The sequence below is a fragment of the Streptococcus sp. ZY19097 genome (assembly GCF_040731245.1).
GTDB classification, from domain to species: domain Bacteria; phylum Bacillota; class Bacilli; order Lactobacillales; family Streptococcaceae; genus Streptococcus; species Streptococcus orisratti.
In genome coordinates, this window is the sequence record NZ_CP160400.1 from 1,027,447 (window position 1) to 1,048,582 (window position 21,136).

The window sequence follows — 21,136 nt, forward strand, 5'->3', positions numbered from 1 at the left end:
CGAACAAGTCTAATGGTAAAGAGTTACTTTTAACAAGTGGAAAAACTCTACAGTCCGATATAACTATTTTATCTATCGGTGTTCTTCCTGAAAACACTTTGGCTAAGTCTGCTGGTTTAGAATTGGGTTTTAAAGGTGGTATCAAAGTAAATCAACAGATGCAGACTAGTAATCAAGATATTTATGCTATTGGAGACGCTATTGAAGTTGTGGATTTGGTTAGTGGTCAGCCGACCCATATTCCACTTGCATGGCCAGCCAATCGGCAGGGAAGATTGGTTGCGGATATCATTAACGGTGCTGATGTAGCCTATTTAGGAACACTAGGTACTGCTGTTGCAAAGGTGTTCGAATTAACAGTGGCAAGTACCGGAAATAGTGAGCGTTTATTAAAACAAGCAGGTATTGAATACGAAACCATTCATATCCATCCAAATTCACATGCTGGCTACTACCCAGGAGCTTCTCCAATTGCCCTCAAACTCTTATTTGGTAAAGATGGAAAAATTCTAGGAGCTCAAGCTATCGGCACAGAAGGAGTAGAAAAACGCATTGACGTGATTGCGACTGCCATGCGCTTTGGAGCAAGTGCAGACCAACTGGCTAGTATTGAATTGGCCTATGCTCCACCTTACTCATCCGCAAAAGATCCGGTTAATATGCTGGGCTATACAGCGGATAATATCCTTTCAGGTAAGGTAGCGACATTTCAATGGTCTCAAGTTGATGATTTGGTTAGTAAGAATGCCTTTTTCTTGGATGTCCGAGAAGATTTTGAATTGGCGACTGGGACAATTGAATCAAGTCATCAAATCCCACTGAATCAATTGCGACGTCGAATAGAAGAGTTACCAAAAGATCAATCAATCTATGTCTTCTGCCAAGTTGGACATCGTGGCTATAATGCAGCACGAATTCTAAGTCAAGCAGGTTTTGACGTGAAAAATCTAGATGGGGGATTTAAAACTTACAAAATGGCAAAATATCAATTGAAACCAATTGTTTTTGAAGAATCAAATCAGAATCAGACAACGAATATAAGTGCTAAACGTGATGAAGCCTCAGAAACTATTCGTTTAGATGCCTGTGGACTACAGTGTCCTGGACCAATCTTAAAAGTGAAAGAAAATATTGATAAGATGTCAATAGGTCAAAAAATGGAGGTTGAGGCAAGTGATTTTGGCTTTAGTGCTGACATTGAAGCGTGGTGTCAGAATACGGGAAACACACTCTTATCAAACAGGATACAAAATGGCAAAGTCATTGCTTCAATCGCGAAAGGGAAGAGTGAAAATTATGGGATTGAAACGACAAATGTACCTTCATTTGGGCAAGAAGGAGTCTTGCATGAGACAAAAGATGGAGCAACGATGGTTGTATTCAGTGGTGATTTAGATAAAGCCATAGCTTCAATGATTATTGCTTCTGGTGCAGCTGCTTACGGTAAAAAAGTAACTATTTTCTTCACTTTCTGGGGCTTATCAATTTTGAAAAAACAAAAGGTGAAGAAGACAGGTTTAGCTAAGCTGTTCGATAAGATGTTGCCTTCAAGAGCGGACGCATTACCACTTTCTCAAATGAATATGGGTGGAATGGGATCTGCAATGATCAAACATATTATGAAGCAAAAAAATGTTGATTCTCTCCCAGATATGATTGAGAAAGCATATCAACTAGGTGTAAAATTTGTAGCTTGTACTATGAGCATGGACTTGATGGGAATTGAAAAAGAAGAATTATTTGATTTTGTCGAATATGGGGGTGTTGCCACATTCATCGGCGATAGTGAAAAAGCAAATATGCAATTGTTTATCTAATTCTATATACATAAGGTTCAACTCACTTCTTGTACAAATGGAACTGTATAATAATTGAAATATTTAACGAAATACGTAGTATTCAATAAATAATTGACTTGATTTTTTTATCGTAGTAAAATATAGTTAAATCAAAACATTTTGATGTGAGGTGAGTGGTATAAAAGATTTTTCAATGGATGCTCAATTGTTTAAAGCTCTGGCAGATGAGAAACGCTTGCTAATCCTAGACTATTTAAAAAATGGTGAAACCTGTGCTTGTGTTCTTATTGAGAAATTAGGGATTGCTCAGTCTGCCTTATCTTACCATATGAAAATTTTGTGTCAGTCAGGGATTGTTGTTAGTCGTCAAGACGGAAAATGGAAACACTATAGTTTGAGTGATCGAGGTCGTGAGCATGCCCTGTATCGTCTTGGTCAACTAATAAATTTTTAAGTTGAATCTATAGCACAATGTGATTGTAATCGGAAGTCATCATAGAATGGCTTTTGATTTAATTAGACATATCAATAATTTTTGATATAAAAGGAGTATGATTATGTGGAGGTTTATTCAAGAACAAATTCTTGGAATGAATTGGATAAATGAAGGTGTTGGAAAGTTATTGTCGCTGATTGGGATTGATGTAACGACTCGAATTGGAGGAGCGTTTCAGTTTTTCATTTACGATGTCATCAAAATTACCATTTTACTAGGTGTCTTAATTTTTTCGATATCCTATATCCAAAGTTTTTTCCCACCTGAAAGAAGTCGTAAGATTCTAAGACGGTTCGATGGTATTGCTGCCAATATTGTATCAGCTCTATTGGGGACTGTTACGCCATTTTGTTCCTGTTCTTCAATCCCGCTGTTTATGGGTTTTACCAGTGCAGGACTACCCATTGGTGTGACTTTCTCGTTTTTAATTTCATCACCGATGGTTGACCTAGGTAGTTTAATTCTTCTGATGAGTATCTTTGGGAGTAAGATTGCTTTTATTTACGTGCTGTTGGGCTTAGTAATTGCAATTTTGGGTGGTACTTTTATTGAAAAACTCGGCATGGAAAAATATGTTGAGGATTTTGTGAAAAATGCCCACATGCCCTTTTTAGAAGAGGAGAATTTAACATTTCGAGATAGGGTTCATTTTGCTAAGGAACAAGTATCTGAAACATTTAAAAAAGTTTTTCCTTATATTCTAATAGGGGTAGGAATAGGGGCTTTTATTCATAACTGGATACCGGAGAACTGGGTGACTAGCACTCTGGGAAATAGGAATCCATTAGGGGTTATCATAGCAACCTTAATCGGAATACCTATGTATGCAGATATTTTTGGGTCCATTCCTGTAGCAGAAGCCTTGTTGGAAAAGGGAGCACAATTGGGAACGGTATTAGCCTTTATGATGGCGATTACAACTCTCAGCCTACCTTCCCTAATCATGTTAAAGAGAGCAATAAAGCCACAACTTTTAGCAGTATTCATTGCGATCTGCACTTTTGGAATTATCCTAGCAGGTTATTTATTTAATTTATTACAAACAGTTATTCTTTAGGAGGAAATATAGATGTCACAAGTTTTATCAAACCAGATTGTGTTTAAGGTTCTAGGTTCTGGGTGCAAGAAATGTAATTTATTAGAGGAACATGTTCAACAGGCCTGTATTGATGAAGGGGTGAATGTCATAATCAAACATGAAAGGGATTTTTCTAAGATTGCTGCTTATGGTGTTATGTCAACTCCAGCTTTGGTATTAAATGAAAAGGTTGTTTCCTCAGGAAAAGTCCTTTCTGTAAATGAAGTTAAAGAGATTATTCAGGAGGAGATTGTTGATGCCTAAGCCTAAAGTTGCCTTTATTTGTGTTCATAATTCTTGTAGAAGCCAAATGGCCGAAGCCTTGGCCAAAAAATATTATTCGGACTATTTTGAAGCCTACTCAGCTGGAACGGAAACGAAACCACAAATCAATCAAGATGCAGTGCAGTCCGACTAGTAAAAGAAAAGCATCATATCGATATGGAAAGGACACAATATTCTAAGTTACTTGATGAACTACCACCCATTGATATTGTTATAACAATGGGGTGTAACGTGGACTGTCCTTATCTGCCCTGTCAACACCGAGAAGACTGGGGGTTAGATGATCCGACTGGAAAAGATGATAGGGCATTTTTAAGTGTGATTAACATAATCGAAGAAAAATTACGTGAACTTTCTCAATTAGAGTTCATAAAATAATTTGAAAAATGAAACTATATGGTTAGAATAATACTTTCTAAATAGTATAACGTAAGGAATAAGGAAAATTTTGACCGCTCATAGGTGATGAATAGAGCTCATAAATTCTATTAGCTATAAACTTAGTAAAGTAATTAGATTTTCTGAATACTTTTTTCGATGAAAAAAATCAAATTGCTGTAGTTGAAAACGAACGTTTAATTGGTGTCCTAATCAAAGGTCGAGTGATAGAGGCATTGACGAAACAAGGGATTGAAATAGAAAAATAGGAGATTAATGTGGAAATTTTTTTACAAAATAGTTTACCGATTGAGGAAATAGTTGATAATGGAATTAATTGGATTACGGAAAATCTAGCTGGACTATTTCGTTTCACTCAGCTCATTGGTGATATTGTCATGGATTTTATTTCAGATACCCTGACTTTTATTCCTCCACTTGTTTTACTCATTATCATTTCAGTATTAGCCTATATTATTTCAAATAAAAAGAAAAACTTTGCTTTTCTAACAGCTTTAGGACTATTATTTATCTATAATCAAGGTTTATGGGACGGGATGATAAATACCTTTACATTAGTTTTAATAGCAAGCTTAAAGTCAATTGTAATTGGTATCCCATTGGGAATTTGGATGTCAAAGAGTGATCGTGTTCGTTCTATTATTAATCCAATTTTGGACTTTATGCAGACTATGCCTGCTTTTGTGTACTTAATTCCAGCAGTGGCTTTCTTTGGAATTGGTATGGTCCCAGTGGCTTTTGCGTCAGTAATTTTCGCACTTCCGCCAACTGTCCGATTTACTAATTTAGGGATTCGAGAAATTCCAGATGAGTTGATTGAAGCAGCCGAGTCATTTGGTTCGACAGAAGGTCAGAGACTCTTCAAAGTAGAACTTCCATTGGCAAAAAAAACCATATTAGCAGGTGTAAACCAAACAATTATGTTAGCACTTTCTATGGTTGTCACAGCTTCAATGATTGGTGCTCCTGGTTTAGGGAATGGAGTATTATACGCATTGCAACATGCGGAAATCGGTGCTGGATTTGTTTCAGGTTTGGCATTAGTCATACTAGCTATTATCATCGATCGCTTCACGCAATATTTGAATCAGCCAAAACGAGAGAATACTAAAAAATTAAGTTCTGCTAAGTTTTTGAGAACGAGTAAGCGCTTTATTGATGGAGAAGACTATCAAAAAATCCGCCTTATGTATCAAGATGAGGCGGGTTTTGGGCGTATCAGTAAACTTGGTTCGTGTTGGTCTCCAAAAGGTTATCGTCCTCACGTAGTTAGTCACCATATTCGGGAGTACCGCTATTGTTATGGAGCTGTGGATGCCCATACAGGTGACTCATTTTTCATCATAGCAGGTGGATGTAATAGTGCTTGGATGAATGAGTTTTTACGCCAGCTATCGGCAGCTTATCCAGAAGATTATATTATTTTAGTCATGGATAATGCCATCTGGCATAAATCTCAGACCTTAAATATTCCTAAGAATATTGAATTTACCTTCATTCCACCCTATACACCTGAAATGAATCCTATTGAGCAAGTCTGGGATGAGATTCGTAAACTTGGTTTCAAGAATAAAGTATTTAGGACGTTAAATGAGGTAATTGATAAACTTCAAGAGATTATTCAAACCTTAACTGCTTATCAACTCAAATCAATTGTACATAGAGACTGGACTTCCGCTATTTTTGATTTTAATTGAGTATAAAATACTATAAAAAGCCATTGGACACAAGTTTCCAATGGCTTTTTCGAATGTGATTTTTAATCTTCAATGCTAATCAGATTGTTTTCACCTATCTAGGAGATAATTGAAAGTTGGAAGTAATACAAACGTAGATTGTACAACATAATATAGACAAAACTGAAGTGTATTAAATCAAGACACCAAGGTCTGAGCTTGATTGTCGGAGACTATTAATTGAAAAATATAGGATTATGACTTTACTTTTTGAAGGTATAGTCTTGAACAATCTCAATGGATTTGATGGTAACATCTTGTGTTGGTTTATTGTTGCTATCAACACTGACTGCAGCTATTTTATCCACAACATCCATACCTTTGACTACTTGACCGAAGACTGTATAAGAACCGTCTAAGCTAGGGTTTCCACCTTTAGCGTAGGCATCAATAATTGGTTTTGGAGTGGTTTGACTAGATAGACTAGAAGATTGATCGCTGGAATTTTGATTAATGTAGAACTGGCTGCCGTTAGTATCAGCTCCAGCATTTGCCATTGCTAAAGCACCGCGGATGTTGTAGAGATAAGGGGAAATTTCGTTGGCAAAACCATTTCCTGAATCAATGCTCTTGTCTTTATCATACCAGATAGATTGACCGCCAGTGCCATCCCCATTGGGGTCACCAGACTGAATCATGAATTCTGAGATAACACGGTGAAAAAGTAATCCATCGTAATAGCCCTCTTTAGCGTGTGTTAGGAAATTTTCTACAGCTAGTGGGGCATACTTTGGAAATAAGTTGATTGTAATGTCACCCATTGATGTGTGTAAAATAGCCTGTGCCTCATTCTTTCCTACTTCTGTACGTAACTGTGGAAAACTGCTAGCATCCGCTTTGAGAGCAGCGGTAACTTCTTTCTGGTAAGCTTCAGATGATGCAGCGCTTTTACTTGCAGACTGACTTGAAGCAATATAATCGTCACCTTTAATGGCACGGTCAAGACTTTCACAGCCAGCTAGAGATAAGAGACTTAGTGCAGCCAAACTAAGGTAAATGTATTTTTTCATGGTAACTCCTTAAATGATTTTCCTATCTATTTTACCATAAAATGGAATAAGATGTTTTTGTGAGTGTGAAAAGCTTTTTTAAAAATTAAATATTAATTGTCGAACAAGTGCTGATTTTCCTTGACTAGAAAAAATGTTATAATAGACGCATGGCAAAATCTAAAAAAACAAAAAAAGGACGAACGACTCGTCGTCCAACTAAAGCAGAAATAGAAAAACAAAAAGCACTAAGACGTCTTATTTTGGCTGTTATCACAATAGTCGTCTTTTTCTTCGCCATTACTCGGCTAGGAATTTTTGGGGTAACTGCCTATAATGTCATGCGATTTTTTGTGGGGAGTCTAGCGTACTTTCTCATGTTTGCTGTTTTGATTTACATTATAGGTTTTAAATGGCTTCATAAACAAGAAGGGCTAGTTGGTGGATTTGTTATTACCATGATAGGTCTTTTGATTGAGTGGCATGCCTATCTTTTCTCCATGATGGATTATCGGGACAAGGAAGTTTTCACAACAACAAGCAAACTTATTTTTGATGATTTGATCACTTTTAAAGTCAATCATTTTGTTGGCGGTGGTATGCTTGGAGCGGTTTTATATAAACCAGTAGCCTTTCTTTTTTCAAATGTCGGTTCTTTTATGATTGGCGGTCTCTTCTTGATTTTGGGTCTTTTTCTCATGAGTTCTTGGGATGTTTATGATGTGACTGGCTTCTTAAAGGTCTTAGGAGGAAAAATAGCTGCGCGGCATGAATTGAAGAAACAAGAACGCTTTGTCAAACGTGAAGAGAAAAAAGCGCTTGAAGAACAGGCGCGATTGGAAAAAGAAGCTCAGGAAGTAGAGGAAAGTTTGGCAGATATGTCAATTGATCCAGAAACAGGAGAAATCTATGAAGATATTCCCATAAAAGAGTCTGACTATGATTACTTTCCACAAGAAACAGAGGTCGAACCTGAAATCATCTCCTATAATGCTAATCACTCAGATGACGATTTTCTCAACTATTTGGACGAAGCGAGTTTATTTGATAAAGAAGAACCTTTGCAGACAGAACAAGTTGATCAAGAGGACTTTGAAGATAATCTAACTGTTGATTTCACGCCTAAGGCTCCTCTCCTTTATAAGTTACCTTCTATTGATTTGTTTGCTCCAGATAAGCCTAAGAATCAATCTAAAGAAAAGAATCTGGTTCGTCGAAATATCAAGGTTTTGGAAGATACTTTCAAGAGTTTTGGCATAGATGTCAAGGTCGAACGCGCAGAGATTGGTCCTTCGGTAACTAAGTATGAAGTTAAGCCAGCTGTTGGTGTTCGGGTCAATCGTATTTCTAACCTAGCTGACGACTTAGCCTTAGCCTTAGCCGCAAAAGATGTTCGTATTGAGGCTCCAATTCCTGGGAAATCTCTAGTTGGTATTGAAGTTCCAAACTCAGAGATAGCCACCGTTTCTTTCCGAGAACTTTGGGAGCAATCTAATACAAGTTCTGATAAGCTTTTGGAAGTTCCACTTGGTAAGGCTGTAAATGGAAGTGCTCGTAGTTTTGATTTGGCGCGTATGCCACATTTACTGGTCGCAGGTTCAACGGGCTCTGGGAAATCTGTGGCTGTTAATGGCATTATTGCCAGTATTTTGATGAAGGCTAAACCTGATCAAGTCAAATTTATGATGATTGATCCTAAAATGGTTGAATTGTCCGTCTATAACGATATTCCACATTTGTTGATACCCGTGGTAACTAATCCTCGAAAAGCAGCCAAAGCACTGCAAAAAGTTGTTGATGAGATGGAAAATCGTTATGAACTTTTCAGCAAGGTTGGTGTTCGCAATATTGCAGGTTACAATGCTAAAGTGGAAGAATGGAACGCTTCCTCTCAGGAAAAACAGATTCCGCTTCCTTTGATTGTTGTGATTGTTGATGAGTTAGCTGATTTGATGATGGTTGCCAGCAAAGAAGTAGAAGATGCCATCATCAGACTGGGTCAAAAGGCACGTGCGGCAGGTATCCATATGATTCTTGCTACCCAACGGCCATCCGTTGATGTTATCAGTGGTCTTATTAAGGCAAATGTGCCTTCTCGTGTAGCCTTTGCTGTTTCTTCAGGGACAGATAGCCGTACCATCCTTGATGAAAATGGTGCAGAGAAGTTACTTGGTAGAGGTGATATGCTCTTTAAGCCTATAGATGAGAATCACCCTGTTCGTCTTCAAGGTTCCTTCATTTCTGATGATGATGTTGAGCGGATTGTGACTTTTATAAAAGAACAAGCTGATGCGGACTATGATCATAGCTTTGATCCTGGTGAAGTGTCTGATAATGATTCAGCAGCTGGTAGTGAAAGTGGAGCAGCTGAAGGAGATCCACTTTTTGAGGAAGCTAGGGCTCTGGTCTTGGAAACTCAGAAAGCTAGCGCTTCGATGCTACAACGCCGTTTGTCTGTTGGCTTCAACAGAGCCACACGTCTTATGGAAGAATTAGAAGAAGCAGGAGTAATTGGTCCTGCCGAAGGAACGAAACCGCGTAAAGTTTTGCAAACAAATCAATAATCTTTAATCAGTAAAACCAGTAAAATGTCTAAGAGGTAAAGCTTGTAGCTTTCTTCTTAGGCTTTTTTATTTAACATTATTAAAAAAATAAAGATAATCTGTTGTTTGCATCTTCTTTTCCAGTTCTTGTTGAAGTTAGACTTACCATACAAATCTAAAAGAGGTAGTATGTCAAGGAAAAACTGTCTCTTTCCTGATAGATACAAAGAGAAAGATTTGCTATTGAGTGGAGTCCATAGCTGTCTTAACAAGAATCATTATCAATATAGATTAGAATTATTACAAATAGTCAGAAAATTACAAAAACAAGAAAGCTTGTGCTATAATAATGTTTAACCTTGTAAGATTCAATGATGATAGATAGCAATGAAGTAACCGAATTATCATAAAAATGAGGGAGTAAGGAGTTACTTTTATCTATTAGACTTAGAACCTGCATTCACAGTTCAGCACTTCCATCTAAGGATAATTTTTCAGCTACTCATTGTCAGTTTTTTTCAAAATACAGTCAGTATTCTCTCAAAAAACTGCCTTAATTAGCGAAAAACTATTTCTTATATAAAAGCACCTCACTTGTGAATACAGGTTCTTAATTGCAAAGTAAAACTAATTCCGAATACAAGGAATTTATACTCTATGAACATTAAATAGGTACTTATTAACTCAGATTGATGAATTTCAATTTCATCTATTTTTGATTTTTATTGGGTATTGGCAAGGTAATTATTATCAAGAGGGAGACATCATGGCTGAAGAAACTTCAACTAATCGGATATCTCGTGAACGCCGTAGGGGTTTGTTAGCACGTTTGAAATCTGAAATCGGTCCACATAAACGAGATTTATATATTGCTGCATTTTTTGCATGGATTCAATTTTCTATGCGAATCTTATCTTTTTTTCTCATTGCCAAAAATATTGAGGCAATTTACCTTGGAAAGGCTATATCTGTTTGGTATTTGGTCGGGCAATTGTTGCTATTGGCGCTTGTTGGTTTCCTCGCTGCCCTAGTGGCTAAAAACTACCAAGGATCCGCTTCTCAATTTGCCAGAAATAATCTGAAAAGGAGATTTTTTGCAGCTTTTCAAGGTCAAGGTGGAGATTTTGGAAAGGAAACTTCGGTGGCTGATGTGATGACCGTTGCTTCTCAGGGGATTGATAGTCTGGACACTTATTTTCATCATTATTTGATGACCTCACTTCGTACCTACCTTAACTGCGCTACTATCCTTTTGCTAGTCGTTTGGATTTATCCGATAGGAGGAGTAATTTTTCTTGCTTGTTTGCCTCTGATTCCCATCTCTATTATTTCGATGCAAAAGCGTTCTAAGCGGATTATGAATCACTATTGGGGAACTTATATGGATGTCGGAAATCTATTTATGGACGATCTTAAGGGGATGAACACCTTATATACTTATGATGCTGACGAACGCTATGAGAAAAGCTTCGTTCAGCGTGCAGAGGAATTTCGTCAATCAACGATGCAATTACTCTATTTTCAGTTACAGTCAGTTGGTTATATGGACGGAGTAATGTATCTTGGTGTAGGGCTTTCTGGATTTGCAGCTGCAGTATCCCTAGCCTCAGGGAATCTTGATATCCTCAATATGATCTTTTTTGTTTTAATAGCTGCAGAATTTTTCACTCCTATTCGTGAAATGGGGTATGGAATGCATCTTGTTATGATGAATACTAAAATGGCAGATCGTATTTATACATTTTTGGATAGTGTAGAAATAGAAAGTGACAAGGAAATACTCTCCCCAATCACTAGCCAAATTTCAACCCTCACTTTTGAAGATGTGTCATTTTCATATGGGAAAAGTCAGATTTTTTCAAAATTGAATTTTACTATTTCAAAAGGAAGTATTTTTGCGATTGCAGGAGAAAGTGGTCTAGGAAAATCTACCCTTGCTAAGTTAATTCAAAAGCAGCTAAGGATTAATGAGGGTGAAATATACTTTAATCAAACTCCATTGTCAGCTTTCTCATCTGACAGTGTCCGTCAAAATGTTATGTATGTTTCACCAGATTCCTATCTTTTTAATCAGAGCATTTATGAAAATCTTCTTTTAGGAGCAGATTTGTCTGAGAAAGAAGTTTTGACTTGGCTTAAACAACATCACTTTTTGACCTTTATTGATCAGTTGCCGGAAGGGATTCATACTATTGTTGGTGAAAATGGTAATTTACTGTCACCTGGTCAACGCCAGCAGATTATTTGTGCAAGAGCCTTGCTTGCCAATCGCTCTATCTATATTTTTGATGAAATGACCGCTAGTGTAGATGGCGAGAGTGAATCAGTTATTTTTAACTACATCACACTAATGGCAGATCGTGCTATTGTTATTTTTATTTCGCATAAAACAAAGCAAGTGGTAAAAGCAGATCAGGTTCTCTTTATTGATCGTCAGCATAATATTACACTTGCATCTCCAAAGGAACTACTCCAAAAAAATAGTGAGTTTAAGTCCTTGGTGGAAACTCAGAAAGAATTGGAGAGTATTTTGCATGGATAATAAAATAAAAACAGTGAGTGTTATCAAGCGTTTGGTGAAGCTTGTTAAGCACTTGTGGATGTACTATATTGGAGCGATTGGTGGTGCTGTTCTTGGCTTTATCACGACTTTACTCATTCCAGCTACTTTGATTGACTTGGCTTGGCAAGGGCTAGACGGACACAGGCCTTCTCTCCGAACTCTTCTTCTCTTGTTGATTTTGGGGATTTCAAGAGGACTTTTTCGTTATCTAGAACATTATTTTGGTCACTATGTCGCATTTAAAACACTTTATGAATTACGTTGCATGGTGTTTTCAAAGCTACGTCGTCTGGCACCAACAAAGTTAGACCAACAAGACAGCGGACGTCTTTTAAAGATGATTGGTGAGGATATTGAAGCTATGGAAGTTTTTTTTGCACATACTGTTCCTCCTGTTTTGACAGCTACTATTGTGACACTTCTTTTATCAGGATATTATGTGATAGTATCGCCTTATATTGCATTAACTGCGCTCTTATCCTATTTTATTCTAGCAATTATACTTCCAAGATTTTCTAGTCAGCGTTTGCAACCTTTATTAGCTAAACAGACTAAAGTACGGAAGGCCTATATCTCATTATTTTTAGACAGTTTAAAGGGTATGAAAGAGTTGTTACAGTTTGGTCAGACTAAATCACGCTTATCTCAGTTAGAAAAGCAAAGTAAAACCGTTAATGCGTGTGAAAAGGAAGTGGCTAGTTTACAGTATTTTCAATCAGCTTTGTCCTTTTTAGTGATTGGTTTATCAATTATTGTTGTTGCAGCAATTGCACTTCATGGAGTACAGCAAGGGACATTTAGCCTCTCAACAGCAACAAAAGTAATCGTTATTTTTTCAACATCTTTTGCTCCATATCTAGAATTGAGCAGATTACCTCTAGGATTTAAGCGAGCAATGGGGGCTTCAAGGGAAGTTTTAACATTACTAGATGAAAAAGAAGTTGCTAGAACTGGGCAGGCATTTGATGAGAAGATTTCTTCAATTTCTCTTGATAAGGTTGGTTTTTCCTACAGCAATCGAGAACAGATGATTTTAGAAAATCTGTCTGCTACCTTTGAAAATCATAAAATCATTGGTATTATGGGGGAATCTGGTGTTGGGAAATCAACTTTAATGAAATTGATTATGCGTTGGTATGACAATACAATGGGAACGATTTGGATCAATGAGAAAAAGATTTCGGATCTATCAGCACGTGATATTCAAAAAAGAATAGCCTATATTCCACAAATTCCACAAATTTTCAATCAAAGTATTCGTGATAATTTAACTCTAAGTAATCCAGATATTACAGATGAAATGATTTTGGAGGCTGCTGAGAAATGTCGCATTAAAGACATTATTTTATCAACAGAGCAAGGGCTAGATACAGTACTTAATAATGAGCAGAAGATTTTTTCAGCAGGGGAGCTACAACGCCTAGAATTAACAAGGGCACTTTTGAAAAAAGCAGATTGTTATATTTTTGATGAGCCAACCAGCAATCTTGATTCTTTAAATGAGGCTTCTTTGCTACAGGTTATTAGAGAACAGTGCAATGGGTATGTATTTTTACTTTCACACCGTGAAAGCACTCTTGCCTGTAGCGATTTGATTTATAAGGTAGATGATAAAACATTGAAGCTTATCTGAGATGCTAGTTGCACTGAAGTGATATTTCGGATAGGTTAAGTTATGTTATTATGATTTAATCGGAGTATTTTCTCTTACTTTTAAAGGAAATTTTATAGATTAGGAGATATGTTAGTGAAAACGAAAGATATTATTATTACAGGTGTTTATGCCGCAATATATTTTATTTTTGTTTGTCTGGGAACTTTGGTAAGTGTCCTGGTAGAGCATAATGCTAATATGAAGTATGCACCAGCTTTTACAGCACTTTTTGCGGGTACTGTTTACATGTTATTGATTGCAAAAACAAAAAAATTTGGCAATATATCTCTGCTAGCAGCAGTGATGTCACTATTCTTTTTCTTATCAGGTCATTTTGTATTATCGTTTCTACCAAGCCTCATTTGTGGTGTGGCAGCAGATTTGATTGCTAAAATTGGTAACTATGAAAAGAAACTGCTGAATTTGCTGTCATATGTCGTTTTTTCATTCGGAAATTTAGCCCCGATAATGCTGATGTGGGTTGTTAGGGAAGCCTATATCAATCGTTTAGTAGATCGTGGTAAAAGTGAAACCTATATTAGTGAAGTAATGATTGATTTTAATTTGGGGAATGTCGCTTGGTTGAGCCTTTGTATAGTTCTTGGTGCTTTAATTGGGGGTCTTTTTGGACAATATATGTAAAAAAAACATTTTTCAAAGGCCGGTTTGGTAAAATGAGATATTATCATAGTGATATGCGAACAAAGATTTTAACTCTGCTTTGCGTTAACATGTTACTATTGGCTCATATTCCAATTTACTATGAGAGTATTTTGGTAGTTTTCCTTTGTTTCTGCTTATTTCTTGAGGGAGATCGAAAAAGGGCAGTGACTTATCTGATGCTATTTAGTTTTCTTGTTTTTGTTGAAGAATTTCTCGTTGTGCTTAATCAAGACGTTTTTTATATCAATTTATTGGCTGTTGGCAGTCGTTCCTTGCTGCCTTGTTTTATCGTGGGAAGCAGTATATTGAGAAGTTCTGTTCATGAGTTTATCACATGTATGCGAACTTGGCATATTCCGGAAAGTCTTTTGTTGGCTGTTGCAGTTTTGATGAGATTTTTACCACTGATAAAACAAGATTATAGATCTATTAGAACTGCTTTGAAATTAAGGGGGCTCTATTTGACACCCCTTGATTTGCTTAAGCGTCCCTTAGCTTATTTTGAGCATTTAGTTATTCCGTTGTTAATGTCGATGACTCGAACTGCGCAGGAATTGACAATTGCCAGTTTGACGAAATCAGCTGGAAATTCTGGTGCAAAAACTTCTTACATTACTTATCGTTTTGGAAGGTTTGATTATTTTATCTTGATATTCTTATTAGGCCTATCCTTGAGTTATTTTCTTGGAGGTGTCAGATGATTAGGGTTAGTAATCTTATTTTTAGATACACTTCCTTGCCAGAACCGAGTTTGCGTATTTCAGATTTATCTATTCCAGAAGGAGAATGTCTGGTACTTTGCGGTAAAAGTGGTAGTGGAAAAACAAGCTTTACACGTTTATTAAATGGCCTTATTCCAGAATATTTCGAGGGTGAATACAGTGGAGACATTAACATATTTGGTCTGGTGCCAGGGAGAGACTCAATAGAAGCATTTTCAAAACTAACCTCCACTGTCTTTCAAAATCCAGCCAGTCAATTTTTTTATCGAAAAACAGAGCAGGAATTGGCCTTTTCTTGTGAAAATCAAGGACTACCTCCCCAAAGCATTTGCGAACGTCTGAACGAAACGGCTGCATTTTTCCACCTTCAAAGTCTGATGGATCAAGATTTATTATCAGCCTCTGGGGGAGAACAGCAGCGAACTGCTTTGGCTAGCAGCCAGATGCAGAGTCCGAAATTGTTGATACTGGATGAACCTACTGCCAATTTAGATGCTGACGGTGTGAAAATGGTTAGAAACTATCTATCCAAGCTAAAAGCACAGGGAGTTACTATTGTTATTGCAGAGCATCGTTTATACTCTTCGAAAATCAAAATTATCCGTTGTCAACTTGCCTTGATGAACTCAAGTTCTATCGTCGGCTTCGTTTCCTAGGCTACTTTTGATTTTCATTGAGTATTAGATTATCTGGAAAATCTAGGTGATCGTTACCTTTATTTTGAAAAAGGGGAAATAGCTCATTGTTGGAGTCAAGAGGAATGGTTGGACTTGACAAATGAAGATAGAAAGAGATTTGGTCTGCGGGGCTTACATCTGGAATTGAAACAATTTTATGAAGAAGACCGCTGTTTGTTAGGGTTAAGCACCAAAAGATTGCAGCTAAGAAATAATAAAGTTAACTTAGGTCAGATAGCAGATTTACATTTTCCTAAAAATTGTATTACGGCGTTAGTTGGGCCAAATGGAATCGGAAAATCAACCTTGGCAAAAATATTTTCTGGGATAGAGACCAGTGATGGTGATGTCAACTTTGGTAAAAAAACATTGTCGCCATTGGAGCGCTTGAAACAGTCAGCTTATGTTATGCAAAATGTTCGCTTGCAGCTATTTTCGGACAGTGTTCGTAAAGAAATACTGCTTGGTAACAGCAAGACTGCAGATTTTAAGCAAGTGGTAGAACAACTGGGATTAAGTCAGCTTCTCGACCGTCACCCAATCTCTCTTTCTGGAGGAGAACAGCAACGTGTCATTATTGCCAATGCCTTACTTTCAAACAAAAAGATAATTATTTTCGATGAACCAACCAGTGGTTTAGACTATGAGCAAATGTTATCTTTTAGTAAATTGCTACAAGAACTAAAAAGTCCAGAACGCGTTATAATTGTTATTACCCATGATTTAGAGCTAATTAACGAAGCCTGTCAGCAAATTCGATTTATTCGCAAAGTCCCCTAAAAAATGTTTATCATCACTGTGTTTCAAAAGTAGATGATAGCAAAAGTTGAAAGAAAAAATCCAGAACAATCCTGTCCAAGATAAAAAAAGCTCAGCCCCTCCCACCGAAAATCAAAAAATGGGAAGGAACTAAGTTCGAGATGATATCAAGGTAATGTGAAAAATATTGTTCTGGTTTTTGAAAAGGATAAATTTCAGAGTAATTAGCACAGATACATTATTACTGATGTTTAAGTAGTCATAATAAATGCTAGCAAGACTAAATAGAAAATGAATGTGAGAATAAAACCTATTCGCCAAAAAAGTTTTCCAAAGCGTTTATAGGAAAAATGTTTGCTTCTTTTTAACAAAAAAACAGCTAGTATCATGGCAAGTAGTGACATCACAATCAAATAGTAAGGAAGCCAGCTGTGCGTAAAAAATTTGTCAGAAACAATGACAATTTCCCAGAGAAAAAGCGGTAAAGAGAGATCTGGAAATTTTAGACCAAAACGCTCTAACCTAAAAATTTGAGTAACAATATTAGCAAAAATAGGAGTTAACAGGACAAAAGCCAGTGCAATCAACTTATACATCATCATGATTCTATTTTATACTGAAATGCTCCAGTTAGCAACTTTTTCATAAAAAAAGATACAAAAGACTTGCTTTCTTGCAGGATTGATGTATAATAGACAAGTATGCTAAAGAGCATATCTGTGGGAGGTAAAAATCTTTAATTACCGTAAAAACCACAACAGGAGGATTTTATATCATGGCTAAAAAAGTCGAAAAAGTCGTAAAACTTCAAATTCCTGCCGGTAAAGCTACTCCAGCTCCACCAGTCGGACCAGCTCTTGGTCAAGCAGGAATTAACATCATGGGATTCACAAAAGAATTTAATGCTCGTACAGCTGATCAAGCTGGTATGATTATCCCAGTTGTTATCTCTGTGTATGAAGACAAATCATTTGATTTTGTAACAAAAACACCACCAGCTGCTGTTCTTTTGAAAAAAGCTGCAGGTGTTGAAAAAGGATCAGGCACACCTAACAAAACTAAAGTTGCAACAGTTACTCGTGCGCAAGTACAACAAATTGCTGAAACTAAAATGCCAGATTTAAACGCTGCAAACGTTGAGTCTGCAATGCGTATGATTGAAGGTACTGCTCGTTCTATGGGATTCACTGTTGTTGACTAATCAATAACACCCCAAGACCCGCATGACCTCATCTTTGATGAGTGACGTGGGAGATTTTAAATCAAATCGATATGACCACACTACAAGGAGAAAATTAAAATGGCTAAAAAAAGCAAACAAATGCGTGCTGCGCTTGAAAAAATCGATCGCACAAAAGCATACAGTGTTGAAGAAGCTGTAGCGCTTGCAAAAGAAACTAACTTCGCAAAATTTGATGCATCTGTAGAAGTTGCATACAACCTTAACATTGACGTTCGTAAAGCTGACCAACAAATCCGTGGAGCGATGGTATTGCCAAACGGAACTGGTAAAACTCAACGTGTTCTTGTATTTGCCCGTGGTGCTAAAGCTGAAGAAGCTAAAGCAGCCGGTGCGGACTTCGTTGGTGAAGATGACCTTGTCGCTAAAATCAACGGTGGATGGCTTGACTTTGATGTTGTTATTGCGACACCTGATATGATGGCTATCGTTGGACGTCTTGGACGTGTCCTCGGGCCACGTAACCTTATGCCAAACCCTAAAACTGGTACTGTAACTATGGATGTAGCTAAAGCAGTTGAAGAGTCTAAAGGTGGCAAAATCACTTACCGTGCTGATAAAGCAGGTAACGTTCAAGCACTTATTGGTAAAGTATCATTTGATGCAGATAAACTTGTTGAAAACTTCAAGGCTTTCAATGATGTTATGGTGAAATCTAAACCAGCTACTTCAAAAGGTACTTACATGACTAACGTATCTATTACAACAACACAAGGTGTTGGTATCAAAGTAGATCCAAATTCACTTTAATCAATAAATAAAATCCATTTCCTCAGGAGATGGATTTTTTAGATATTTTACTAGGTAAAAGCCTTATTTTATGATAAAATAGTAAGGACTAAAAAAGGAGTAATTCATCGTGAAACCTAAATATCAACGTATTTTAATCAAATTGTCTGGTGAAGCTTTAGCGGGTGACAAGGGTGTAGGTATCGACCTTCCTACGGTTCAAACTATTGCTAAAGAAATTGCTGAAGTCCATGATTCGGGTGTGCAGATTGCCCTTGTTATTGGTGGTGGTAATCTTTGGCGTGGCGAACCTGCAGCTTTGGCAGGTATGGATCGTGTTCAGGCAGATTACACAGGCATGCTGGGAACTGTCATGAATGCTCTTGTTATGGCTGACAGTCTTCAGCAATATGGTGTTGATACTCGTGTTCAGACGGCTATTCCGATGCAAAATGTAGCTGAGCCTTATATTCGAGGACGCGCCCTTCGTCATCTTGAAAAACATCGTATTGTAATTTTTGGTGCTGGTATTGGATCACCATACTTTTCGACTGATACCACTGCCGCTCTTCGTGCTGCTGAAATTGAAGCAGATGCTATCCTTATGGCGAAAAATGGTGTTGATGGTGTTTACAATGCTGACCCTAAAAAAGATGCTAATGCAGTCAAATTTGACGAATTGACCCATGTAGAAGTTATTAAACGTGGTCTCAAAATTATGGATGCAACGGCTTCAACACTATCAATGGATAATGATATTGATCTCGTTGTCTTCAATATGAATGAAGCAGGTAATATCAAGCGTGTTGTCTTTGGTGAAAATATTGGAACAACGGTTTCAAACAAAGTAGAACACCTTTAAGAAAACCTTTACTATTAACTAAATCAAGAAACATTAAGGAGAATTCTTTACTCATGGCTAACGCTATTATCGAAAAAGCAAACGAACGTTTTGCACATTCCCATCAATCATTGGCTCGTGAATTTGCTTCAATTCGTGCAGGACGTGCTAATGCTTCACTTTTAGATCGTATCCAAGTTGACTATTACGGTGCGCCAACTCCACTTAATCAATTGGCTTCAATTACTGTTCCTGAAGCACGAGTGCTTCTGATTTCACCATTTGATAAGTCTTCAATCAAGGAGATTGAACGTGCAATCAATGAGTCAGACTTAGGTATCAACCCTGCAAATGACGGCTCAGTTATTCGCTTGGTTATCCCAGCTCTCACAGAGGAAACTCGTAAAGACTTGGCTAAAGAAGTGAAAAAAGTGGGTGAAAATGCAAAGATTGCTATCCGCAATATTCGCAAAGACGCTATGAATGAAGCGAAAAAACAAGAAAAGGACAAAGAAATCACTGAAGATGAATTGAAAACTCTTGAAAAAGAGATTCAAAAAGCTACAGATGATGCTGTTAAGAAGATTGATAGTATGACGGCTGAAAAAGAAAAGGAATTGCTCACTGTCTGAGTGAGACAATGAGGTATTGGAAAATAGTCCAATATTGCTTTTCCAAGGTTCGTGCTACCATTTCTATACAGTGGTCAATTGGGGGATTTATTCAGGTTTCACCCTCTGAATTTGGGAGACACTGTTGCAAACAGAGTTGGTTACATATTTTCACTCTCAACCTATCTCCAAGGCATTTTGAGCGATGTGGGGATGAGAGTAAGGTGATACAGTGGACTGTTTTGGTTCCAACCTGTAAATATGGGAGTGAGGGGAACTCTTTTCATTTATTGAGTTTTCTCCTGCTTCCTTTTTTAATGGCTATGTACTCAATATGATCGCTAATCCTAGTCTACAAAAATCTAATTTTATTTATTTGATAGTGATAAAATATTCAATTTCAAAAAGACAGATTTTCTGTAGAAAGTCTGTATCTAACATCATTTTGATTGAATACAAGAATGGAAAGAAAAATTATGAATCATTTACTTGCAAGGGTCATCACAGGCATGGTGACCGATGAAAACGAAAAAAACTATTTTGTCCAAAAAGATGGGATTACCTTCGCTCTTGATAAATCGGAAGGCATACATCATATTGGTGACATGGTCTCGGGATTTGCCTATACCGATACGCTTCAAAAAGCTCGTCTGACGACAAAAGAAATCGCGACAACCAGAACGACTTATGGTTGGGGAGTTGTGACAGAGGTTCGACGAGATTTGGGTATCTTTTTGGATATTGGACTTGAAGATAAGCAGTTTGTTGTATCCCTTGATGTTCTTCCAGAATTAAAGGAATTGTGGCCTAAAAAAGGTGACAAACTTTATGTTCGCCTAGAAGTGGATAAAAAAGACCGTATTTGGGCTCTGCCTGCTGATCAGGAAGTCTTTCAAAAAATGGCGGGGCCAGCTTACAATAATATGCAAAATCAAACCTGGCCAGCTATTGTTTACCGATTAAAATTATCTGGAACTTTCGTGTATCTTCCTGAAAATAATATGCTTGGTTTTATTCATCCAAGTGAACGTTTTGCAGAGCCACGTTTGGGTGAGGTTGTTAAGGCGCGTGTCATTGGTTTCCGTGAGGTTGACCGTACCCTAAATCTCTCCCTCAAACCGCGTTCTTTTGAAATGTTGGAAAATGATGCTCAAATGATTTTGACCTACCTTGAGGCTAATGGAGGTTTCATGACCCTTAATGACAAGTCCTCCCCTGAAGATATCAAGGAAACCTTCGGCATTTCTAAAGGTCAATTCAAAAAGGCTCTAGGTGGACTCATGAAGGCTAAGAAAATCAAGCAGGACGAACTGGGAACAGAATTAATTGATTAAGTTTTGGGATGGAGGCTA

General features: G+C 37.3%; 18 protein-coding genes and 3 pseudogenes. 19 read left to right on the forward strand and 2 right to left on the reverse strand.

Going from position 1 to position 21,136, the window contains the following annotated elements; genetic code table 11:
• Window positions 1-14 precede the first annotated feature (14 nt).
• From ABZ559_RS05310 to ABZ559_RS05340, 7 genes and pseudogenes are all read left to right on the forward strand, one after another.
• Window positions 15-1,817: pseudogene (locus tag ABZ559_RS05310) on the forward strand (DsrE/DsrF/DrsH-like family protein); the annotation flags it as partial.
• 175 nt (window positions 1,818-1,992) lie between these two features.
• Window positions 1,993-2,253, forward strand: a complete 261-nt coding sequence (locus tag ABZ559_RS05315) for a metalloregulator ArsR/SmtB family transcription factor (RefSeq protein WP_367007627.1) — start codon at window positions 1,993-1,995, stop codon at window positions 2,251-2,253.
• Between the two features lie 103 nt (window positions 2,254-2,356).
• Complete coding sequence (locus ABZ559_RS05320) at window positions 2,357-3,352, forward strand: permease (protein WP_367007461.1); 996 nt, start codon at window positions 2,357-2,359, stop codon at window positions 3,350-3,352.
• A gap of 12 nt (window positions 3,353-3,364) precedes the next feature.
• Window positions 3,365-3,637, forward strand: coding sequence for a thioredoxin family protein (locus ABZ559_RS05325; protein ID WP_367007462.1), 273 nt, complete (start codon window positions 3,365-3,367; stop codon window positions 3,635-3,637).
• A pseudogene (locus ABZ559_RS05330) lies at window positions 3,630-4,036 on the forward strand (arsenate reductase ArsC). Before ABZ559_RS05325 ends, ABZ559_RS05330 begins: the two are co-directional and overlap by 8 nt.
• A 278-nt stretch (window positions 4,037-4,314) precedes the next feature.
• A pseudogene (locus ABZ559_RS05335) lies at window positions 4,315-5,145 on the forward strand (proline/glycine betaine ABC transporter permease); the annotation flags it as partial.
• Between the two features lie 45 nt (window positions 5,146-5,190).
• Window positions 5,191-5,754 (forward strand): IS630 family transposase, encoded by a 564-nt coding sequence (locus ABZ559_RS05340; protein WP_367007629.1) that lies wholly within the window; start codon window positions 5,191-5,193, stop codon window positions 5,752-5,754.
• A 242-nt stretch (window positions 5,755-5,996) separates the two neighbouring features.
• Here ABZ559_RS05340 and ABZ559_RS05345 read toward each other — a convergent pair whose 3' ends face one another.
• Window positions 5,997-6,803, reverse strand: coding sequence for a peptidylprolyl isomerase (locus tag ABZ559_RS05345; RefSeq protein ID WP_367007463.1), 807 nt, complete (start codon window positions 6,801-6,803; stop codon window positions 5,997-5,999).
• A gap of 149 nt (window positions 6,804-6,952) precedes the next feature.
• Between ABZ559_RS05345 and ABZ559_RS05350 the strand changes: the two genes are divergently transcribed.
• From ABZ559_RS05350 to ABZ559_RS05380, 7 genes are all read left to right on the forward strand, one after another.
• Entirely contained in the window at window positions 6,953-9,346 is a 2,394-nt protein-coding gene (locus tag ABZ559_RS05350) for a DNA translocase FtsK (protein WP_367007464.1), read from the forward strand.
• A gap of 745 nt (window positions 9,347-10,091) precedes the next feature.
• Window positions 10,092-11,867: an ABC transporter ATP-binding protein/permease gene (locus ABZ559_RS05355; RefSeq protein ID WP_367007465.1), complete on the forward strand. Its 1,776-nt coding sequence runs from the start codon at window positions 10,092-10,094 to the stop codon at window positions 11,865-11,867.
• Complete coding sequence (locus ABZ559_RS05360) at window positions 11,860-13,521, forward strand: ABC transporter ATP-binding protein (protein ID WP_367007466.1); 1,662 nt, start codon at window positions 11,860-11,862, stop codon at window positions 13,519-13,521. Before ABZ559_RS05355 ends, ABZ559_RS05360 begins: the two co-directional genes overlap by 8 nt.
• Window positions 13,522-13,629: 108 nt before the next feature.
• Window positions 13,630-14,184 carry an MptD family putative ECF transporter S component gene (locus ABZ559_RS05365; RefSeq protein ID WP_367007467.1) on the forward strand — a complete coding sequence of 185 codons (555 nt, stop codon included), beginning with the start codon at window positions 13,630-13,632 and terminating at the stop codon, window positions 14,182-14,184.
• Between the two features lie 53 nt (window positions 14,185-14,237).
• Window positions 14,238-14,906, forward strand: coding sequence for an energy-coupling factor transporter transmembrane component T (locus tag ABZ559_RS05370; RefSeq protein WP_367007468.1), 669 nt, complete (start codon window positions 14,238-14,240; stop codon window positions 14,904-14,906).
• Complete coding sequence (locus ABZ559_RS05375; protein WP_367007469.1) at window positions 14,903-15,583, forward strand: ABC transporter ATP-binding protein; 681 nt, start codon at window positions 14,903-14,905, stop codon at window positions 15,581-15,583. The genes ABZ559_RS05370 and ABZ559_RS05375 overlap by 4 nt, the downstream gene beginning before the upstream one ends.
• 114 nt (window positions 15,584-15,697) lie before the next feature.
• Window positions 15,698-16,384 (forward strand): ATP-binding cassette domain-containing protein, encoded by a 687-nt coding sequence (locus tag ABZ559_RS05380; protein ID WP_367007470.1) that lies wholly within the window; start codon window positions 15,698-15,700, stop codon window positions 16,382-16,384.
• Between the two features lie 230 nt (window positions 16,385-16,614).
• Here the strand turns inward: ABZ559_RS05380 and ABZ559_RS05385 are convergent, their stop codons facing one another.
• Entirely contained in the window at window positions 16,615-16,965 is a 351-nt protein-coding gene (locus ABZ559_RS05385; protein ID WP_026217224.1) for a DUF3397 domain-containing protein, read from the reverse strand.
• Window positions 16,966-17,138: 173 nt separating this feature from the next.
• Here ABZ559_RS05385 and rplK point away from each other — a divergent pair, with 173 nt between their 5' ends.
• From rplK to ABZ559_RS05410, 5 genes are all read left to right on the forward strand, one after another.
• Window positions 17,139-17,564: a 50S ribosomal protein L11 gene (gene rplK / locus ABZ559_RS05390; RefSeq protein WP_018376634.1), complete on the forward strand. Its 426-nt coding sequence runs from the start codon at window positions 17,139-17,141 to the stop codon at window positions 17,562-17,564.
• A 99-nt stretch (window positions 17,565-17,663) separates the two neighbouring features.
• Window positions 17,664-18,353 (forward strand): 50S ribosomal protein L1, encoded by a 690-nt coding sequence (gene rplA / locus ABZ559_RS05395; protein ID WP_018376635.1) that lies wholly within the window; start codon window positions 17,664-17,666, stop codon window positions 18,351-18,353.
• Between the two features lie 109 nt (window positions 18,354-18,462).
• Window positions 18,463-19,194 (forward strand): UMP kinase, encoded by a 732-nt coding sequence (gene pyrH, locus ABZ559_RS05400; protein WP_273404607.1) that lies wholly within the window; start codon window positions 18,463-18,465, stop codon window positions 19,192-19,194.
• A gap of 53 nt (window positions 19,195-19,247) precedes the next feature.
• Window positions 19,248-19,805, forward strand: a complete 558-nt coding sequence (gene frr, locus ABZ559_RS05405; protein WP_277290934.1) for a ribosome recycling factor — start codon at window positions 19,248-19,250, stop codon at window positions 19,803-19,805.
• A gap of 455 nt (window positions 19,806-20,260) precedes the next feature.
• Window positions 20,261-21,118 carry a S1 RNA-binding domain-containing protein gene (locus ABZ559_RS05410; RefSeq protein WP_367007471.1) on the forward strand — a complete coding sequence of 286 codons (858 nt, stop codon included), beginning with the start codon at window positions 20,261-20,263 and terminating at the stop codon, window positions 21,116-21,118.
• Window positions 21,119-21,136: the final 18 nt, after the last annotated feature.